At 38.9% G+C, this 18,990-nt stretch carries 16 protein-coding genes; all 16 read left to right on the top strand.

The window, feature by feature from the left end; all coding sequences use genetic code 11:
* Window positions 1-147 precede the first annotated feature (147 nt).
* The 16 genes from dctP to HOD97_04735 all read left to right on the top strand — a co-directional run bounded on the left by dctP (window position 148) and on the right by HOD97_04735 (window position 18,983).
* The gene (dctP, locus tag HOD97_04810; GenBank protein ID MBT4280919.1) at window positions 148-1,143 is read left to right on the top strand and encodes a TRAP transporter substrate-binding protein DctP; all 996 of its coding nucleotides are present in this window, start codon (window positions 148-150) and stop codon (window positions 1,141-1,143) included.
* A gap of 34 nt (window positions 1,144-1,177) precedes the next feature.
* Complete coding sequence (locus HOD97_04805) at window positions 1,178-2,995, top strand: TRAP transporter large permease subunit (protein MBT4280918.1); 1,818 nt, start codon at window positions 1,178-1,180, stop codon at window positions 2,993-2,995.
* A 212-nt stretch (window positions 2,996-3,207) separates the two neighbouring features.
* The gene (locus tag HOD97_04800; protein ID MBT4280917.1) at window positions 3,208-4,527 is read left to right on the top strand and encodes a PorV/PorQ family protein; all 1,320 of its coding nucleotides are present in this window, start codon (window positions 3,208-3,210) and stop codon (window positions 4,525-4,527) included.
* Window positions 4,528-4,554: 27 nt separating this feature from the next.
* Window positions 4,555-7,311, top strand: coding sequence for a T9SS type A sorting domain-containing protein (locus HOD97_04795; protein ID MBT4280916.1), 2,757 nt, complete (start codon window positions 4,555-4,557; stop codon window positions 7,309-7,311).
* A gap of 11 nt (window positions 7,312-7,322) precedes the next feature.
* Window positions 7,323-10,283: a hypothetical protein gene (locus HOD97_04790; GenBank protein MBT4280915.1), complete on the top strand. Its 2,961-nt coding sequence runs from the start codon at window positions 7,323-7,325 to the stop codon at window positions 10,281-10,283.
* A gap of 1 nt (window position 10,284) precedes the next feature.
* Window positions 10,285-11,169 (top strand): hypothetical protein, encoded by an 885-nt coding sequence (locus HOD97_04785; protein ID MBT4280914.1) that lies wholly within the window; start codon window positions 10,285-10,287, stop codon window positions 11,167-11,169.
* Window positions 11,170-11,221: 52 nt separating this feature from the next.
* Window positions 11,222-11,995, top strand: a complete 774-nt coding sequence (bamD, locus tag HOD97_04780; GenBank protein ID MBT4280913.1) for an outer membrane protein assembly factor BamD — start codon at window positions 11,222-11,224, stop codon at window positions 11,993-11,995.
* Window positions 11,992-12,576 carry a nicotinate-nucleotide adenylyltransferase gene (locus tag HOD97_04775; protein ID MBT4280912.1) on the top strand — a complete coding sequence of 195 codons (585 nt, stop codon included), beginning with the start codon at window positions 11,992-11,994 and terminating at the stop codon, window positions 12,574-12,576. The genes bamD and HOD97_04775 overlap by 4 nt, the downstream gene beginning before the upstream one ends.
* The gene (locus HOD97_04770; protein ID MBT4280911.1) at window positions 12,576-13,514 is read left to right on the top strand and encodes a calcium/sodium antiporter; all 939 of its coding nucleotides are present in this window, start codon (window positions 12,576-12,578) and stop codon (window positions 13,512-13,514) included. The genes HOD97_04775 and HOD97_04770 overlap by 1 nt, the downstream gene beginning before the upstream one ends.
* Before the next feature lie 54 nt (window positions 13,515-13,568).
* Window positions 13,569-14,222 (top strand): ATP-binding cassette domain-containing protein, encoded by a 654-nt coding sequence (locus HOD97_04765; protein ID MBT4280910.1) that lies wholly within the window; start codon window positions 13,569-13,571, stop codon window positions 14,220-14,222.
* Complete coding sequence (locus HOD97_04760; protein MBT4280909.1) at window positions 14,222-15,091, top strand: hypothetical protein; 870 nt, start codon at window positions 14,222-14,224, stop codon at window positions 15,089-15,091. Before HOD97_04765 ends, HOD97_04760 begins: the two co-directional genes overlap by 1 nt.
* A gap of 57 nt (window positions 15,092-15,148) precedes the next feature.
* Window positions 15,149-16,177, top strand: coding sequence for a heat-inducible transcription repressor HrcA (hrcA, locus tag HOD97_04755; GenBank protein MBT4280908.1), 1,029 nt, complete (start codon window positions 15,149-15,151; stop codon window positions 16,175-16,177).
* Complete coding sequence (locus HOD97_04750; protein ID MBT4280907.1) at window positions 16,167-16,709, top strand: nucleotide exchange factor GrpE; 543 nt, start codon at window positions 16,167-16,169, stop codon at window positions 16,707-16,709. The genes hrcA and HOD97_04750 overlap by 11 nt, the downstream gene beginning before the upstream one ends.
* Window positions 16,706-17,824 carry a molecular chaperone DnaJ gene (gene dnaJ, locus HOD97_04745; GenBank protein ID MBT4280906.1) on the top strand — a complete coding sequence of 373 codons (1,119 nt, stop codon included), beginning with the start codon at window positions 16,706-16,708 and terminating at the stop codon, window positions 17,822-17,824. Before HOD97_04750 ends, dnaJ begins: the two co-directional genes overlap by 4 nt.
* Window positions 17,824-18,243 carry a helix-hairpin-helix domain-containing protein gene (locus tag HOD97_04740; protein MBT4280905.1) on the top strand — a complete coding sequence of 140 codons (420 nt, stop codon included), beginning with the start codon at window positions 17,824-17,826 and terminating at the stop codon, window positions 18,241-18,243. The genes dnaJ and HOD97_04740 overlap by 1 nt, the downstream gene beginning before the upstream one ends.
* Window positions 18,240-18,983: a hypothetical protein gene (locus HOD97_04735; GenBank protein ID MBT4280904.1), complete on the top strand. Its 744-nt coding sequence runs from the start codon at window positions 18,240-18,242 to the stop codon at window positions 18,981-18,983. Before HOD97_04740 ends, HOD97_04735 begins: the two co-directional genes overlap by 4 nt.
* The last annotated feature ends 7 nt before the right edge of the window (window positions 18,984-18,990 follow it).

Here is an 18,990-nt window from a genome sequence, read left to right as displayed (position 1 = left end):
TAAGCATCGCGGTATTCATAAAATTTCGTTCTATTTCCATTTGAAAGAAAGTGAGTTTAGGTTCAATTTTAGGCATGAAAATATCTACCAAATATTACTCGAAAACTTTCGAAATAACCCGCTAAACTAGTCATGACCCTTATTAATATGAAGAGACTTTTATGTTTCATAATTGCATTAGCGATTTCAATTTCCATATCGCCGGCAAAAAAAACAAAAATCAAAATGGCAACCCTTGCGCCGGAGGGCACCGAATGGCATGGCTTGTTGATGAAAATGGGTCAAGAATGGAAAGAGGCAACACTTGGGCAAGTAAATCTCAGAGTTTATCCCGGTGGTGTTGTTGGGGACGAAAGAGATATGATACGGAAAATGCGGATCGGTCAAATTCAAGGTGCAGCAATCACCTCAGAAGGATTAACAGAAATAAATCCTCAATATTCTGTCTTTTTTGTTCCCATGCTATATCAAAATTTTTCGGATTTGGATTTGCTGTATGAAAAACTTGGAAGCGACTTGATCAAAGATTCAGAGAAAAATGGTTTTAAAGTTCTCATGATGGTTGATGTGGGTTGGGTGTATTGGTTTTCCTCTGATTCAATTCACACACCGGATGACCTCCGCAAACAAACTATTTTTAGTTGGGCGGGAGATTACCGTACTGCGGCATTGTGGGAAAAATCTGGATTTAAAGTTGTACCGCTGGCTATGACAGACATGCTTTCTGGTCTTCAGACTGGTATGATCGATGCAATGGCCTTTAACCCGATGTATGTTTTATCACAACAAAGTTTTGGTATCACAAAGTATATGCTTGATATGAAATGGGGTACGCTTTCCGCGGCAGTAGTACTGGATATTAGAACATGGAATAAAATTGATCCTGAACATCAGATTAAAATGCAGGAAATTTCAAACAAGATTTCCACTGAATTTCAGAAAAAAAACCGATTAGAATCAGATAGCGCGATTAATGTTATGAAGGAATATGGGTTAACAGTTACCACGCCAACAAAAAATGAATATGAAGAGTGGAAAACATTGGTAGAGTCTATGTACCCTTTGATTCGCGGTCAGGTTGTAGAAGAAAATATATTCGATAGAGTAATGGAATTTAAAGACGAATTAGAATCGAATCCTTGACGCATTCTGTAATTGTATCACAATGTAAAATATAATGATGGCTGAGATTAAAGAAAAAGATAGATTCGTAGATAGGCTCAAATGGGGTGAAGACACTCTTGCTTTGGTAGTATTTACTGTAATGGTCTTTCTTCCTGCATTTGAAACAATCACTCGATTATTCGGCCGACCGGGCGTTCCCGCATCTGCTGTAATCGTTCAACATCTTACACTTTGGATAGGATTTATCGGAGCTGTACTAGCAGCGAGGCAGAATAAACTTCTCGCATTAACAACGCATCCGCTATTTGTCCCAGACGAGGCATTCCATTTTGGAAGGTGGGTAGCAAAAAATATTTCTTTACTTGTGGTGGTAACTCTCGCGTGGGGGAGTTGGCAATTATTACGCATTGAATATCAATATCCAATGGATATTGCTCCCAATATATCCCGATGGGTTGCACAATTAGTTATGCCAATCGGATTTAGTTTAATTGCGCTTCAAATTTATTTCAGTAGTTCGAATGATCGTTTACTTCGAGCTTCAATGGCATTGGTTATGGTTATCTTTTCTATGATTGCTTTAACCGACACGTTTCAAGATGTGTCATGGATTGCTTGGTTAGGTTCTGCAATTTTACTGATTTCTCTCATTTACGGCGCTCCGATATTTGTGGGATTGGGCGGTATTGCCATTTTATTTTTCTGGAAGGAATATATTCCGGCCTCCGCAATCCCAACAGAGGCTTATAGAATTGTAGTATCTCCAACACTTGCAACCATTCCATTATTCACGCTTGCCGGATATATTTTAGCAGAGAGCGGAGCATCAAAACGAATGGTCAAATTGTTTCGTGTTTTGTTCGGATGGATTCCGGGGGGAACTCCCGTTGTAATTGTTATTTTATGCGGATTTTTTACTGCATTAACTGGTGGTTCCGGTGTTACCATTTTAGCATTGGGAGGCATTTTGTACCCGTTAATGTTGGGAGAAGGATATTCTAGGTCATTTTCTCTTGGACTAATTACCGTTGCCGGTTCACTCGGTCTTTTGTTTCCTCCTAGTTTGCCGGCTATTATTTACGGAGTAACAGCCAACGTATCTGTAAAAGATATTTTCATTGGTGGATTGGTACCGGGAACGGTTTTGGTTTTGATGGTTGCCGGTTTTGCTGTTTGGCAGGGGAGGCGAAAGAAAAAAGAATATGACAAACTGAACATTTTAGAAATTCTGAAAGTTTTATGGGAGACCAAATGGGAAATTATTATTCCTGTTATTATTTTGGCTGGAGTGTTCGGTGGTTTTACAACATTGGTAGAAACGGCCTCTCTAACGGTTGTTTATATATTTTTTATTGAGGTGTTTGTTTATAAAGATCTGAAAATCAATGATCTTCCAAAAATCGTCATTGATTGCGCTATATTAATTGGTGGCGTTCTTATTATTCTTGGTGTTGCGATGGGCCTAACCAGTTATTTTGTAGATGCAGAGATTCCAACACAACTGCTTCACTGGGTTGAAGCGAGCATTCAATCTAAGTATGTGTTTTTGCTTATGTTGAATATTGTGCTTCTCGGTGTGGGTTGCATGATGGATATTTTTTCAGCCATCATAGTTATCGTTCCACTTATTTCACAAATCGGCGCTCATTTTGGCATTCATCCTGTTCATTTAGCAATTATTTTTATAGCTAATATGGAATTAGGGTTTTTGACGCCTCCCGTCGGAATGAATCTCTTTTTATCGGCGTATAGATTTGGAGAGGATATGCCAACCGTTTACAAGGCGACATTGCCTTTTTTCCTGATACGTTTACTGGCAGTACTTGCAATCACATATATTCCGTTTTTGACTCTTGGTTTACTAAAGTGATGTACTTCACAGGAAAATTGGGAACCAATTGCTAATATATTCATTACTTGATTGACAATAAACAGGGCAATAGATTCGCCCGTCTTTAAAGGACTTTCTATTCAATAACGCTAACAGATTAAGTCATAAATAATAAACCTGAGGGGAAACCCTCTTAAACATAGGAAAATACTATGAAAAGCCGTTTGGCACATATCTGTTTTGCGTTCATTATGTTTTCCAGCTCAACTTTATTCGCAAGTGAAGCTGGAGCCATCTTTCTACTTATTTCTCCAGGAGCCCGCGCAGGTGGAATGGGAGAGGCGCAGGTTGCTGTGGCGAATGATGCATATGCAAGCTATTGGAACCCTGCAGGTTTAGCATTTTTAGAAGGATCTGAACTTGCGCTCATGCATGTAAATTGGCTTCGAAATCTTGCTGATGATTTATATTATGAATTTCTTGCTTATCGAAAATCTTTTCCCAATTTGGGGACACTTGGTGGGCACATTATCTACTTGAGTCTTGGAGAACAGATTCGAATGGATGAATATGCACAGTATCAGGGAAAATTTACATCATATATGGTCGCGGGAGCTGTGTCGTATAGTGCACTTTTATCTAGAACTTCTTCACTAGGACTCAATGCAAAAGTATCTTATCAACATCTTGTTGAAATGGGCACCGGAAGTGAAAAAGGGAAAGGGACTTCGATGGATTTTGGCTTTGATATTGGATATATGAAAAAGGAATTTTTGACGCCAAGATTAGACATCGGGTTAAACTTGTCAAATATCGGTCCGAAAATATCATTTATCGATCCAGATCAAGCTGATCCTCAACCAACTAATTTGACAATTGGCTTTAACTATGCATTAATCCAATCCCAACATAATAACCTTAATATTGTGTATGATGTCGATAAAATGCTTGTTGCCTCTTATCCTGACATGGATTGGAACGGTGACGGTGCGATTGGCGGTTTTGATGAAGATGGGCACGTAAGTCTCTCAGGCGATTACAGTTCAGATGGGAAAATTGAAATTGCCCATACCGATCCGATTTATCTTGCGCTGTTTACCTCTTGGGTGGATGATTGGTTGCTTGGTGGCGACATGGACCGAGCAATTTCCGGGGAAGAACCTGATAGAAAAATCGGAGGGTATTCTTGGGATGAAAGCTTAGATGATGGCAATGGAATTCCTGATAAAGATGAAATGATTAATTCGACTGAATCCGGTGCAAAATATGGTGATGCCGATTGGGGGATTTACAACGAATGGGGTCAAAAAGAAGTTGGATCGGGAGACGACAGAACTATTTCTAATGAATTAGATAAACTAGTCCATAACGTTGGAGTTGAATATTGGTATTCCACATATTTTGCGTTACGAGCTGGATATTATTACGACAAAACCGGTAAAATCGATAATCCGACATTTGGTGTTGGACTGCGTTTTGGGGGATACGGTTTTGATTTTGGATATACTTCAGGTGAACCGGGTCATCCTCTGACGAATACGATGCGGTTTTCTCTGAATATGCTTTTTTAATCGTTTCGAATTTCCGGGACGATCTAGATGAGCCAAGTATTTCGCGGACTACTATTAGTCTGCATGAATTTTTCTTTACCTTTCCCTTTAGGTGCTTCAAAAGGTGATTTGAAAATTTGCGCGATTAGAGTTTCATTTCAAAATGATAACAAGTCCTCGACCACAGGAGACGGAAGCTTTCTTTCTGTCTCTGAATATGCGAAGTGTGACGATTATCCAATTGATCCGCCACCACATGATAAAGATTATTTTTGGTCACAATTGACAGCTGTAGATTCCTATTTTTCTAATGTTTCCTACGGTTCTTTTGGAATAGATTTAGATTCATCAGCTGTTTTCCCTTCCTCTATAATCGGTTCGTACGAAGTAGGAAACACAATGGATTATTACAATCCTTACGGTCGTGACGACATTCAAGAAGAACGCATTACGTATTTGTTTAATGATGCCGTACAAAAGGCCTATGAAATTGATTCTATTAACTTTTCTGCTTTTGATTTGATCGTTGTATTCCATGCTGGAATCGGTCAGGATTTTTCTCTTCCTTTTTTAGATCCCACTCCAGAAGATATTCCTTCAACGTATGTTGATAACGATATGATTGCTTCTTATATCGGGCACAATATCAATATCAATGAGCATACCATATGGCATGGCATTATTTTACCTGAAACACAAAATCATCTGCATTATGACATTGCAGAATCCATGTTTTATGGTTCTTCGAATCCATGTGAATACCAATATGGATTAACGGGTACATTTGCTCTGATGATCGGATTTGCTACAGGACTTCCTCCACTGTGGGATACGAAAAATGGTGTGAGTGGCATTGGCATTTTTGGACTTATGGATCAAGGTTCTAATAATGGGCGGGGTATAATTCCTGCACCACCGAATGCATGGACAAGGTATTTTTTAGAATGGGAAGAACCGGTGACAGTTATTCCGGGAGAAAGCGTTTCACTTCCTTCTCGAGCAGAAAACAATGTCGTAAAAATTAACATCAATCCAACCGAATATTTTCTCATTGAAAACAGAACCAACTGGTTTCGAGATTTCGTGAGTATTGACTCTGTTAGATATGCAGAATTTCTCGAAAATGATTCATATCCTGCCTATGTTCAATTGGTGGCTGATTCTATTGGCGCGACAACAGATTCCAATGGGGTTATTGTTTCAATTCCGGATTATGATATTGGCTTGCCCGGTTCCGGGCTTTTGATTTGGCATATTGATGAAACGGTCCTTCAAAACGGATTATCCGATTATACCATTAACGCAGACAGAACTCTTTTTGGCGTAGATCTGGAAGAAGCGGACGGTGCGCAGGATATTGGATATCCGTCCATATTTCTCTTTACCGATCCGAGCGCCGGATATTTTGGCGATATGTGGTATAAGGGAAATCTTGAATATGAACGCGCAAATCCCAATTACGAGGGAATGTCCCCGGAATTGGGCCCTTTGACATTTCCCGATTCAAGGTCAAATACTGGTTCCTCTTCGTATATCAGGATTGGCGATATCAGTGCGCCCGGAGATACCATGACATTTACCGTGTCAAATGCTCTTTTGGCGTCCGGTTATCCAGATACGTCACTTCATATCGGATTGATACACGATTTTGACGGCGACGGTGCTATGGAACTGGTCGGCGGTACGGATAGCATTTGGGTCGGAAGCTTAACCAATCGTTCTACTTTTTACCACCCAACCGGAATCGTGTATGATTTTTCGGTGGATACCAATTCCACCGGTTCGGATGATGTGGTTATTAATGAACTCAGAAATAATTCTACGGTGATTTCATTATTTTCGTGGAATGCTTCCGATTCAACATTTGATTTTTTATCTGATACGTCATTTTCGGATGATGAGGTGTTGTTCGTTGATAATCCGAATTGGTATTCAATCCGTTTTACGGAGAGTACAAAAGCTGACACTTTTAAAACATTAGCATTTAATACCGAATCCACTGAATTGACCTATACATTGAACGGCATAAATCTGTCACTAGTAGATATTGATCTAGATGGAAACGCGGATGTTCTTACTGTGGACACACTTGGTTTCCTCTCTGGATCGCATTTTTACTTTTATTCAGATGTTTTTTATTTTTTTGTAAATACTCAAAGCGATGGAATGGTCTCAATAGCTGGCTTTCCTGTTCAAATTGATTCCATCGAAGCTCAAACACCTCTCGTAAAAGATTTATTCGGAGATGATCATCCTGAAATTGTTCTTCAAAACGCATTAGGCGAAATTCTGATTTACAATTGGAAAGGAAATTTGGAGTATAGACTGACTGATTACGGAAGCCTCATTTGCTTGGGTGAATATGGCGGACAAAATGCAATTGTTACCGAATCCGCCATTTGGATTTTCGATGCTGTTTCCGAGAATTACGGGAATGAATGGACGTCCACGCATCACGATTTTGGGAATTCACGAACTTTAGTTAGCTCGGTTCCGGTCACAACTCCTGATGAATCGGTGCTGATAGACAAATCTAAAACGTATGTTTACCCAAATCCAGTGGAGGGAAATACGGCAACCATCCGCGTCCAGGTGGAATCGGCAAATGCAGTTGAAATTAACATTTACGATCTTGGCGGATATTTTGTCAAAAAAGTGGATTTCGATTATGTACAGGAAGGATTACCAAACGAATACAGCTGGGATGTTTCCAATCAGGAAGCCGGAGTGTATTTTGCGAGGGTGACGGCGAGCAAGGGAAGCCAATCCGAGGAAAAAATCATTAAAATCGGAATTATCAAATAATCCTATACCCAATGTTAAATCGCCTTTCGCTCATTTGTTTCACGTTTGGATTTGTCCATGGACAAACGGTTCATTACAACCATCCTGAATTAGATTGGCGGACGTTTGAGACGGAACATTTCAAAATTCATTATTATGATGAAACAGAGCCGATTGCCCGGGAGGGCGCATTTGCCGCTGAAGAAATTTATCCAGCAGTAACAAAGATGTACGAGCACGAGCCCAAAGAAAAAACGCATATCATTTTTACGGATACGGATGATATATCCAACGGGGCCGCATATTATTTTGATAACAAAATTTTAATCTGGACGTCGCCGCTAGATTTTGAATTGCGCGGAAGCCACCGATGGATTCAGAATGTTATTACGCATGAATTTGTCCACATTATTTCCCTGCAAAAAGCGATGAAAGCCGGCACTCGATATCCCGGTGCGTATCTTCAATGGCTTGGCTATGAAGATGAAAAGAGAGAAGATGTGCTGTACGGCTATCCGAATACTATTGTCAGTTATCCAATTCCGGGAACTGCAGTCCCGCCGTGGCTTGCGGAAGGCTCGGCACAAGTGATGTACAAAGGCGCCGATTGGGATAATTGGGACACCCACCGCGATATGATTTTGCGCGATCGAGTGCTACACGGAAAAATGCTTTCGCTAACGGAAATGAATACCTTCGGGAAGCGCGGCATTGGGAATGAAAGTGTGTACAACGCCGGATTCGCTTTCTGCCAATATATTTCAGTGAAATACGGTGATAATACGCTGAAAGAAATAATGACCGCACTTTCTTTGCCTTTCGAATTTTCCATTGAAAGCGCCCTAACAAAAGCAACCGGAACTAATGGAAAAACAGTTTATGCCAATTTCAGGAATACGCTGGAGAAGCGTTATGATTTACTGACCGAATCCATAATCCAAACTGAAAAAGAAGGCGAGATATTGGTGTCAGACGGAACTGCAAATCTGTGGCCGATTTGGTCGCCGGACGGATCTTCTTTCGCATACCTCAGCAATCAGAAAAAGGATTATTTCAGTCAAACAGATTTATATGTGTATTCCATGGATATGAAAGATTCCGAGCTAATCGCGGAGGCCGTAATATCCGCGCCATCGTGGAACGAGGACGGCACGGTTCTTTATTATGCCAAAAAATCGAAATTCCCGAATAAAACCGGTTCTAAATATTTTGATATTTGGATGTACGGTTTTCTCGAAGAAAAGGAAGAACGATTAACAAAAGACAGTCGAGCTTATGCGCTTGCTTTTATTCCGCGCGATAATGCAGTCGCATTTCTTTCTACCAAGGGAGGGAATCAAAATATTCAGATTTTAGACCTTGCATTGAATACGATTTACGATGTGACTCAATTTTCTGATCACAGGATTTTATCCGGTCTGCAGTATGATAATGTAAAGCATCGGCTCATTTTTGACGAAACACAAAATCATTTCAGGAATATCCGGTTTTTATCTCTTGCCGACACAGCTCTTGGAACGCTTCTGCAAAACGATGCGTGGGATGAACGCAACGGAACGGTCGGACCTGAAAACCAATTCATATACTCGGATGACCGATCGGGGATTTTTAATCTCTATAGCTTTGATGAATCTTCCGGTGAAAATGGATTTATTACCAATGTGACCGGAGGCGCATTTATGCCTTCTGTCAACGAGAATGGTCAGGTTCTTTATTCACTTTATAAAAACGGAAAATACACGATTGCGTTTATGGACTCCATGAGCATTATTCCGGATAATCATGTTGGATATAGTGCCGGGTATTTCAGGAGGAATGCATCTTTGTCGGAACCGATGACAACACAACTTTCTGAGCCGGGAAAAGAGTATGAAGATCAGTTTCCACCCATGTTTATCCTTCCGAGGCTAACGATGGATTACAACTCTATCAAACCGGGATTTTATTTTTATTCCTCTGAGGTGCTTGAAAGATTATCATTGTTTGGCGCAGGGTCATTAAATCCTGATGGCGATGCAGATATGTTTTTTCTTTTTGAATTCAAGCGGTTTTATCCGACGTTGTATTTTGAAACATTCTATATCACGCGTAATCGGTTTGAACGAGGCAAATTGGACGATGTAAGGGATGTGGACGATAATTTAAGGTTTCGCCTGCTACAATTCAATTGGGGCGCGAGAATGCCGATTAAGGGCGTCGCATCCCTGGAAGTGGGAATGACGTGGCAGCAATACCGTGCATTTGTAAAACGTTCGTTAGATTTGGAACATTTGGAAGCAGGTGTGGCTTACGATTATTTCCGCGGTGTATCCGGATTTGCAAAAGGAAATATCAGCACAGTTCCCAATCGTGTGGATAAGAATATTAATCCATCTGGAGGATTTACATTCAACATCCGATACGACTATGATAAAAACGATTTTATTGACGGATTAAATTTATCTAATTCCGGTACTTTATTAGAAGAATTCGCTGATAATTCCACACATCGCGTTTCGGCAGATTTTTCGATGCATGCGGCAATTCCATTTACGGACAGATGGACTCTTTCGTTTGGAGGTATGGCAGGGTGGATGTCCAACACAAAAGCAGATTCATTTTTTAATTATTTTGGTGGCGGCCTACCTGGAATTAAAGGATATCCGTTTTACAGCATCGAAGGAAACAGACTGTTAACAGGCGATCTGATACTTAGAATTCCCATCTTTAAAGAGAAGCACTGGGTATTGGGACCAGCAATTATTCAGAACAGTGTGGTTGGTTTCGTATTTCAAACCGGCGATGCGTGGACGACTTCATTATCAGATTTTTCGCTAAAAAATTCAGTTGGAATTCAGTGGCGGATTAATGGGTATTCCTATTATAATTTTCCTACTGCAATTGCCCTTGAAATTCACCGCGGACTAAATGAGTTCGAATGGACTGGGCGCGGAACCAATGTTACGTACGGAAAACAAAACAGATTTTATTTCACCCTCTTATTCGGATTCTAATATGAAATACATTATGTCTATTTTTCTCTTTGTTTCTCTCTGTCAACCGGAAGGGTTATATTTTGATAATTACAGTTATCGTTTGAATCCTGATTCTGTCGAAATTGTAGAAGAAAAAGAAAATACATCCATTCAACCGATTCATTATCCAGCCAGACCAATGCTTTATTCGTTGATTCTTCCGGGCGCAGGGCAAGTGTATAATAAATCACCGTGGTGGAAATCAGCTCTCTTTGCCGGGGTAGAAGTTACAGGAATAGCGATGTGGTGGAATTGGAAATCCCGGGCGGAAGATATCAGGCTTGAATATGAAGCCTACGCTGACGAGAATTGGACTTTATCAGATTGGTACACAAATACGAGACTTATTTTTCCCGATACCTATTCAACCATGTTTGCCGGTACACATAAAATTACTCTAAAAACAGATGATGGATATTTTTCATCAGCATTTTTAGATTCTTTATGGGGACTTTATGGATCAGACATTCAATATATTCGTGATCGAAACTTTTATGAAAATATCGGGAAATACGATCAATTTGTCGGTGGGTGGGATGATTGCTATGACGAAGATGGGAATCAAATTTGGTTTGAAGAAGCAAAAAGTGTGGGCGATAGCACGGAATACATCAAGCTCACGCCAAAGAAAAACTATTACAGAGATCTCCGGTTTGATAGCAACACACTTCTTGATTACTCAAAATATGCAATAAGCGCTTTGATGTTCAACCATGTTATTAGTGGATTAGAAGCTGTGTGGTCTAGTTCAGCCGGGAAAAAAGAGGAATCGGATAATGATGAAATTCAATCAGATATCGGTTTGTTGTACAATCGAAAATCGCCTGCAGGAATTGGTGGAATTTATGTATCCTTTAAGTGGTAAATTAACACATTGAATAAATCACGTAACTGAAAGTATAAATAACTATAACGCTATGAATAAATTTATAATTATCATCCTTACGACTCTGGCTATGCTCGTGAATGCTTGCAGCGCGGGAAAGGGTAAAATCAAACTCGAAGAAGAGGTCAAAACGCGTTTTGACAAAGGGATGTATTATCTCGGAAAAGAAAGATATCTTCGTGCTCAGGAAGAATTCACGTATGTTGTCATAAGCGGGTCCCATACTGAATTAGGGGATGATGCGCAGTTTTATCTGGCGGAATCTTACTTTTTAAATGAGGAATATGTTCAAGCAATCGCAGATTATGATCAGCTCATAAGGAAAATGCCTTTTACACCGTTCATGCAAAAATCGCGATATCGCATTTGCGAATCTTACGTTCAAGAATCTCTACCCTATTACAAGGATCAAACCTATACTGATAAAGCATTGGACAAATTACAAGAATTTTTAGATGATTTTCCGGCAACGAAACATAAAGAAGAAGCTACATCACTCATCCAAACATTGAGAAATAAATTAGCAAAAAAACTCTATGAAACGGGTGTTCTTTACATCAAACTTGATGAGTTTTCGTCTGCAATTTATTCGTTTGAAGAAATTGTAGAAAAGTATTTTGAAACAGAATATATCGGTCTTGCCCATGTAGGAATTATTAAATGTCATTCACTCGGAAAAGAATATAAAAAGGCTTCCGATTATTTCTCTAAAGTGGAAATAATGCTTCAAACGTTGGAATTAAGTGAGGAAGCATTAGGATTGATTGAGAAAACAGATCCTGCAAATGAGGAAAAAAGTAGATGAAAATTTGTTTATTCGGTGGAACATTTGATCCTCCGCATATAGGGCATTTGCTCGTAGCGCAAACTATTTTTGAATCTGAAAATTTTGATAAACTATTATTTATTCCAGCTCTCAATCCTCCTCACAAAGATACGAATAAGATTACTGCTATTGATCATCGCGTAAATATGCTGAAATTGGCGATTCAAAATAATCCACAGTTCGAAATATCTGATATAGAAGTCAAACGCGGCGGAATGTCCTATTCGATTGATACAATTAAACATCTGAAAAATGAGAATGGTGCTGCATCGGATGAGTTATTTTTTCTATTGGGCAGCGATTCACTTAAATCATTCCATACTTGGAGAGAACCAGAAAATATTTTAAAAGAATGTCAAGTAATTGTAGCAGTTCGTCCCGGCTTTCGTCCAAGTGATATTCCGTCGTGGATTCTAAGTAAAATTCAATTTGCAAATCTTCCTAGAATCGAAATTTCAGCAACCACAATTCGTGAACGATGGCAAACCAATAAAACCATCCGCTATATGGTTACTCAGCCTGTTTGGGAATACATTAATGAGAAAAACTTGTATCTCTAATGGATATAATTTCCGGAAACGCGATATCAATTTTTGGGTTAATATTAGGTGCAGTTTGCCTTTATTATGGCGCAGACTGGATTGTACGCGGTGGAAGCAATTTAGCCCATAAAATGGGAATTTCGAGATTGGCGATTGGTTTAACTATTGTTGCATTTGGAACATCTTTACCGGAATTAATCGTAAGCGTATTGGCTGCATTGAAAGATTCCCCATCAATTGCAATCGGAAATGTTGTTGGCTCAAATGTGGCAAACGTTGGACTTGTGTTGGGGGTTGTGGCGTTGATATTTCCAATATCGTACCGTTATATTACAATTAAACGGGATATTTTGATATATTTAGCATCGTGCGCCCTTTTTATTGGATTCATATGGGATGGGACAATTACTCGCATTGAAGGTGCCATATTATTTTCAGGACTCGTTGGATATATTTGGCTTAATATTAAAAGTCCGCATCCTATTGTATCGGAAGTAGATCAAGATAAACTTGATGCTGTCCTGAAATCATTTGTGACGCTTTTTATCGGCATGGCTGTTTTATCGATAGGCGCAAAAGTGTTTGTGGATTCTGCTGTAACGCTAGCCCATGCAATCGGTATTTCAGAAGTTGCGATTGGTATGAGCATTGTTGCTCTCGGAACATCGCTGCCGGAGTTGGCTACATCAATCGTGGCAGCTTTAAAGAAAGAACATGCAATATCCATCGGGAATATAGTAGGATCGAACTTATTCAATATCTTGTCCGTAATTGGAATATCGGCGATCATAAAGCCATTAACTTCTTCAACCAGTATTCTTTCTTTTGAAATACCGATCATGGTTGCATTTGGTTTGGTTCTCATTCCTCTTGGAATTATTTCTCAGCCTATATCAAAATTTAATTCTTTTTTGTTACTGTCTGGATATGTCGGATTCATTTATTTTCTGTTTTAGTGTACCAAAGACCGGGATTGTGAATCCCCATCTTCAAGGATTAGATTTACTACTATGATTCGGTTAAAAAATATATCTTTCTCATTTGATAGGGGATTTGAGCTTTCCAATATCAATTTTAATTTGGACGAGGGAGAATTCGCATTCCTCATCGGACCAACCGGTTCAGGAAAAACTACCTTACTTCGCATGATTTATATGGACCTTATACCGGATTCGGGTCAGATAGAAGTATTAGGACATAAATCCCAAAAAATTAAAAAGAGCAAAATTCCGTATTTCCGCAGGAGGATTGGAATGGTTTTCCAGGATTATCAATTGCTTGATGACAGAAATTTATTTGACAATATCGCCTTAGCACTTCACGTCATTGGCGATGACAAGGCGGATATTTATGATCGCGTGATGGAATCCCTAGATGATGTTGGATTAGCCGGTCGAGAAAAACATTTTCCTCACGAATTGTCTGGCGGAGAGCAGCAAAGGGCCAGTATTGCACGAGCCATGGTAAAAGAACCTGAATTAATTTTGGCAGACGAACCAACTGGTAACGTAGATCCCGTTGTTGCTTATGAACTTGTGAAATTGTTAGAAGAAATCAACAATGAAGGAACTTCTGTGCTGATGGCATCTCATAATTATGGTCTTATCAAAGGGCGTGGGCATCGAATCATAGAAATGCAGGATGGAGAACTTAGGAGAAACTGATGGATCAAATGCTTTTCTTATTGATAGAAGGTTCTCGGAATTTATGGAGACATAAACTTACGGCTTTAGGTGCCGTATTTTCTGTTTTTTTCACTCTTTTGTTGATTGGTATATTGCTTGTAATGAACGACAATACTGATAAACTTATTAATTATTTTCGAGGAAAATATAAAATTGAAGTATTTTTTAACGAAACCCTCACAAATGGTGAAGCAGAAAATATTGTAAAAAATATTAGGACAATTCCCGGCGTTCGATCAACAACGTTAATAACAAAAGAAGATGCAATGACAATTTTTAAATCGCAGTTTGAAGAAGATGTGATGGAATTGCTAGGCTACAATCCTTTCCCGGCAAGCTGTGTTGTGAATGTTGTTAAACAAAAAAATCGATTATTAACTGTTGATCCCATTATTCAGAGAATAAAATCTATCAAAGGCGTCAGCGATGTCCATTATCAGGGACGATTAATAAAGCGAATTGAAAGTTATTATCAGAAATTTCTGAAAGCGATAACCTATTTGTCCGGAATCGTACTAATCATTTCTATAATCATCATTTCAAATACTATTCGGCTCACCATTTATTCAAAAAAAGAATTGATCCGTGCACTTGAACTCATTGGCGCAACATCCTTATTTATTCAGGTCCCTTTTTTGGTAGAAGCTATGTTACACGGATTGATTGGAGCAGTATTGGCGATAATAACACTGATGGTTTCAGTGATGTTTGTGAATGCGAATTTGAGCGTTATGTACGGTATTTCTTTTGAATTGAATGGTATAGTTATTGCGTTGTCGTTAAGCGGAATCGGAATATTTATCAGCCTTATTGGTAGCCAGCGAGCTATCGCCCGGTTTTTAAAGTAGTTTTCGTCCGATTTCCAGCTTGCTCCAAGATAGACCATCGGTCTAATTTCCCAAGATATGATAGATCATAAAACAGACATTTTACTCGATAGGGAAGATGTAATTCTAAAAGCAACTATTGAGGATTTTATCCGATCTAATTCGCCAATTGGATCGTCGTTTCTTAAAGAACAACATCATTATAGTTTTAGCTCGGCCACGATTAGATCAACCTTATCTTCTCTTGAAGAAAAAGGTTTTCTTACGCACCCATATGTATCCGCTGGAAGAATTCCTACAGATTTGGGATACCGTTTGTATGTTGATGATTTAATGGAACCACATCCTCACACATCTTTAGGAAAAAACGAATTTATTCGCGACGTTGAAACCATTGCAACTAATATGGAAGAATTAATGCGTGGAACGGCTGTCATGCTTGCTAAAATTAGCAAGTTATTTGGCGTTGTTGTTTTAAAGGGATATGAAAAAAGTACATTATCAGATATTGAACTTGTACAAATTGGGTCTGACCGAGTCATGGTTGTGCTTGCAATGAAAACTGGTCTTGTACGATCCATCGTATTAAACCTGAAAGTGGATATCGGAGATCGTGATCTCAATTACGTGAACGAAGCTCTCCGAAATCGATTGGTTGGGTTAAATCTTAAAACCATTGTTGATAGTATAAAATCTCGGCTAAGAGATTCAGATGTTTTTGATCATGAAATTATTCAAATTTTACTGGATAAATCCACCAGCGTATTTGCAACTCAGAATGATGCTGTTGTCTTCACATCCTCCTACAGTGAATTATTGCATCAGCCCGAATTTCAAGATGCCCAATTGTTACAAGAAATTCTCCCGGCATTGGAGTCGGATTCTTTAGCAAATGATATTAATCTTATGGATATGGAAGAGTGGAAAGCTATTATTGGCGGCGAAAATGAAAATGAACGATTGAAAAATTGTTCTCTGATTTCCACTCCATTTAATGGAAACCACCTCAGCGGAAGATTGGCAATCCTTGGCCCAAAGCGTATGCGGTATTCAGAATTAAAAGAAATCCTTAATCAATTTGCATCCGGAATCCAAAATGTCTGTTAAAAAACCATCAATTCATAAGTCCAAAAAATCAAAGGATAAAAAACAAAAAAAACCAGCTAAAATCCAAAGTGATGATTTAATTCTAGAGTTGACTACACAAATGGCCGGAATGGAAGATAAGCACCTAAGATTAAAAGCAGAATTTGATAATTACCGAAAGCGAAAAGATCGGGAATTGGGCCAATTACTGATCTATGAAGGTTCTAATGTGATAACGGAATTTATTTCTGTGATGGATGATTTAGAACGCATGCAGGATGCAATTGATAGCGATTCTAATGGATCATCCGACACAATTCGTGAAGGAATTGACATGATTATGAAAAAGATCCATAAAAGATTTGAAGCGTTAGATGTACAATCGTTTACGGAACCTGGTGAAACATTGGATTTAGAGCTACATGAAGCAATGTTGGTCCGTAATGAAAAAGGTAAAAAAGAAAATGAAATTCTTGAAGTCTTTGAAAAGGGCTATCGCTACAAAGATAAAATTTTACGTCATGCTAAAGTTATTGTAAATAAGGTAGAATGAAAGATCTGTATGACATTATTGGGGTGAGCAAATCTGCCTCTGCGACTGAAATTAAAAAAGCCTACCGAAAAATTGCTATGAAATTTCACCCGGATAAAAATCCTGATGATAAGGAAGCGGAAAAGAATTTTAAAGAAGCAGCTGAAGCTTATGCAATTTTAAGTGATCCTCAAAAACGATCCCAATACGACCAATTTGGGCATGCCGGCGTTGGGATGGGCGGTGCGCAAGGCAGAGGTTTTTCAGGGACTCACATGTCTATGGATGATATCTTTAGCCAATTCGGAGATATTTTTGGAGATTTTAATCCATTCGAAAGTATTTTTGGCGGTGGTCGTTCGCAATCTAGGCGAATGAGAAAAGCTTCGGATTTACGTGCAACTATTACCCTTGATTTTCTTGAGATATTAAATGGTGTTGAAAAAACAATCAAACTTAAACGTAAAGAACCTTGTGAAACATGCTCTGGTTCTGGTTCAAAAGTTGGAACCGGTCCATCGTCTTGTAGGCAATGTGGTGGTGCAGGACAAGTTCGACAGGCAACTCAATCCTTGTTTGGGCAATCAGTCGTAGTACGGGAATGTCCAGTTTGCCGAGGAACCGGACAAATGATAGAGCATCCCTGTAATTCTTGTCGTGGCGAGGCTGTTGGAAAAAAAGCAGTCGATATTAAAATAAAAGTTCCACCAGGGGTTGCATCTGGGAATTATATGACTTTGTCCGGAGAAGGTAATAAGGGTGGCCAAGGAATTCATCCGGGAGATCTTATTCTTTATTTTGAAGAAGATGAAGATCCTTATTTGGTTCGAGATGGTGAGGACGTTTTGTTGGAAGCGCATTTATCGTTTTCGCAGGCTGCACTTGGCATGACTATGAAAGTACCAACCATTGAAGGTGAGGCAAATTTGAAAATTCCGGCTGGAATCCAATCTGGACAAGCTTTACGGATGAAAGGTAAGGGTTTTCCGGCGGTCCATGGACCTCGCAGAGGGAACCAATTGGTGCGCATTCAGATTGATACACCAATTTCAATTAATAAATCACAGAAATCTATATTTGAGGAATTGGATAAATTAAACGGTCAAACAAATCCAACTTTTAGGAAAGTCAAATAATGAATACCATTTTTACTGATCAAGAAAAAAGTGTTATTCAATTCTTATTGGGATTATTTGTAATTGGTTTAGCCGTCAGTTCTTTTCGAGATTACAATGAAGAAACAATTTCTCAAGAGTTGATTGTTGAATTGGAAGAATTTAAAGTAGCTTCAAAACAAGGTTATGTCGCAGCATCAGAATCTTCAAATACTCAAATGAAACCGGTTGCAGGGAATACTCAACTATCTGTAAATATCAATTCGGCAGGGAAGTCTGAATTGATGAAGTTGCCAAAAATCGGCCCCGTTACTGCAGAACGCATCATACGATATCGGGATGATTATGGATCTTTTAAAATCATAGATGATTTATCAAAAGTAAAAGGGATTGGCTCTAAAACTTTGGATAAAATTCGGGCTTTTGTGGAGATAGAATGAAAATTACCAAACAATTATTAATATCTGATCTTTTAGAACTGGCAATTGTATTGTTATTTATTTTCCTCATTATAGTCATTTATGTTCCAAGAGCAATTTGGGATGAGGAAGAATTTTATGCAAAAGAAAGCCGTTACAGAATGCAAAATGTTTATGATGTGGAATCCTTTTATCACATTCTGACAGAAGATTTTACTGAAGACCCCTTGTGGGCGTTGACCGTAGTTAATGCGACCAGAGATTCGTTAACCGCAGATACGACCTTTTTGGAAAATCAAATTATATTTCTAGATGGGAATGAAGTGAATGTGAATATCCCGGTGGAATTTGCAATGGAGTTTGACACTACATTTGGTTTCTTAAAGAGCAGGCGGGATACTGTGGTTGATACAACCGTTACCCTTATTATGTTTTCTGAAGATATTTCTCGTAATGATACAATTTTTGTCAGGAAAAACGAACTTTCTCTTATGGAATCCAACCCCAATTTTATCAGCATTGTTAAAGAGACACCGGTCGAACACGTGGAAATGGTAAATTATTATGATTCGTATATGCCGGATACTTCGCTGTTTTTCTGCCCAGTTATTGAAAAACCTTATACAATTCGCATAGAGGATAATTCATTACGTATTAGTAGCCCAATCAACAAGATATATTCTGAGGGGAGATATTTATTATTTTCCTTTAAAGCTTATAATCATGGATATATTGATGATGGCATTCCCAGCTGGGATTAATCCCGGT

The organism is Candidatus Neomarinimicrobiota bacterium (assembly GCA_018651745.1).
Taxonomy (GTDB): domain Bacteria; phylum Fidelibacterota; class Marinisomatia; order Marinisomatales; family TCS55; genus JAAZYX01.
This window is presented reverse-complemented; position numbering and strand designations above follow the sequence as displayed.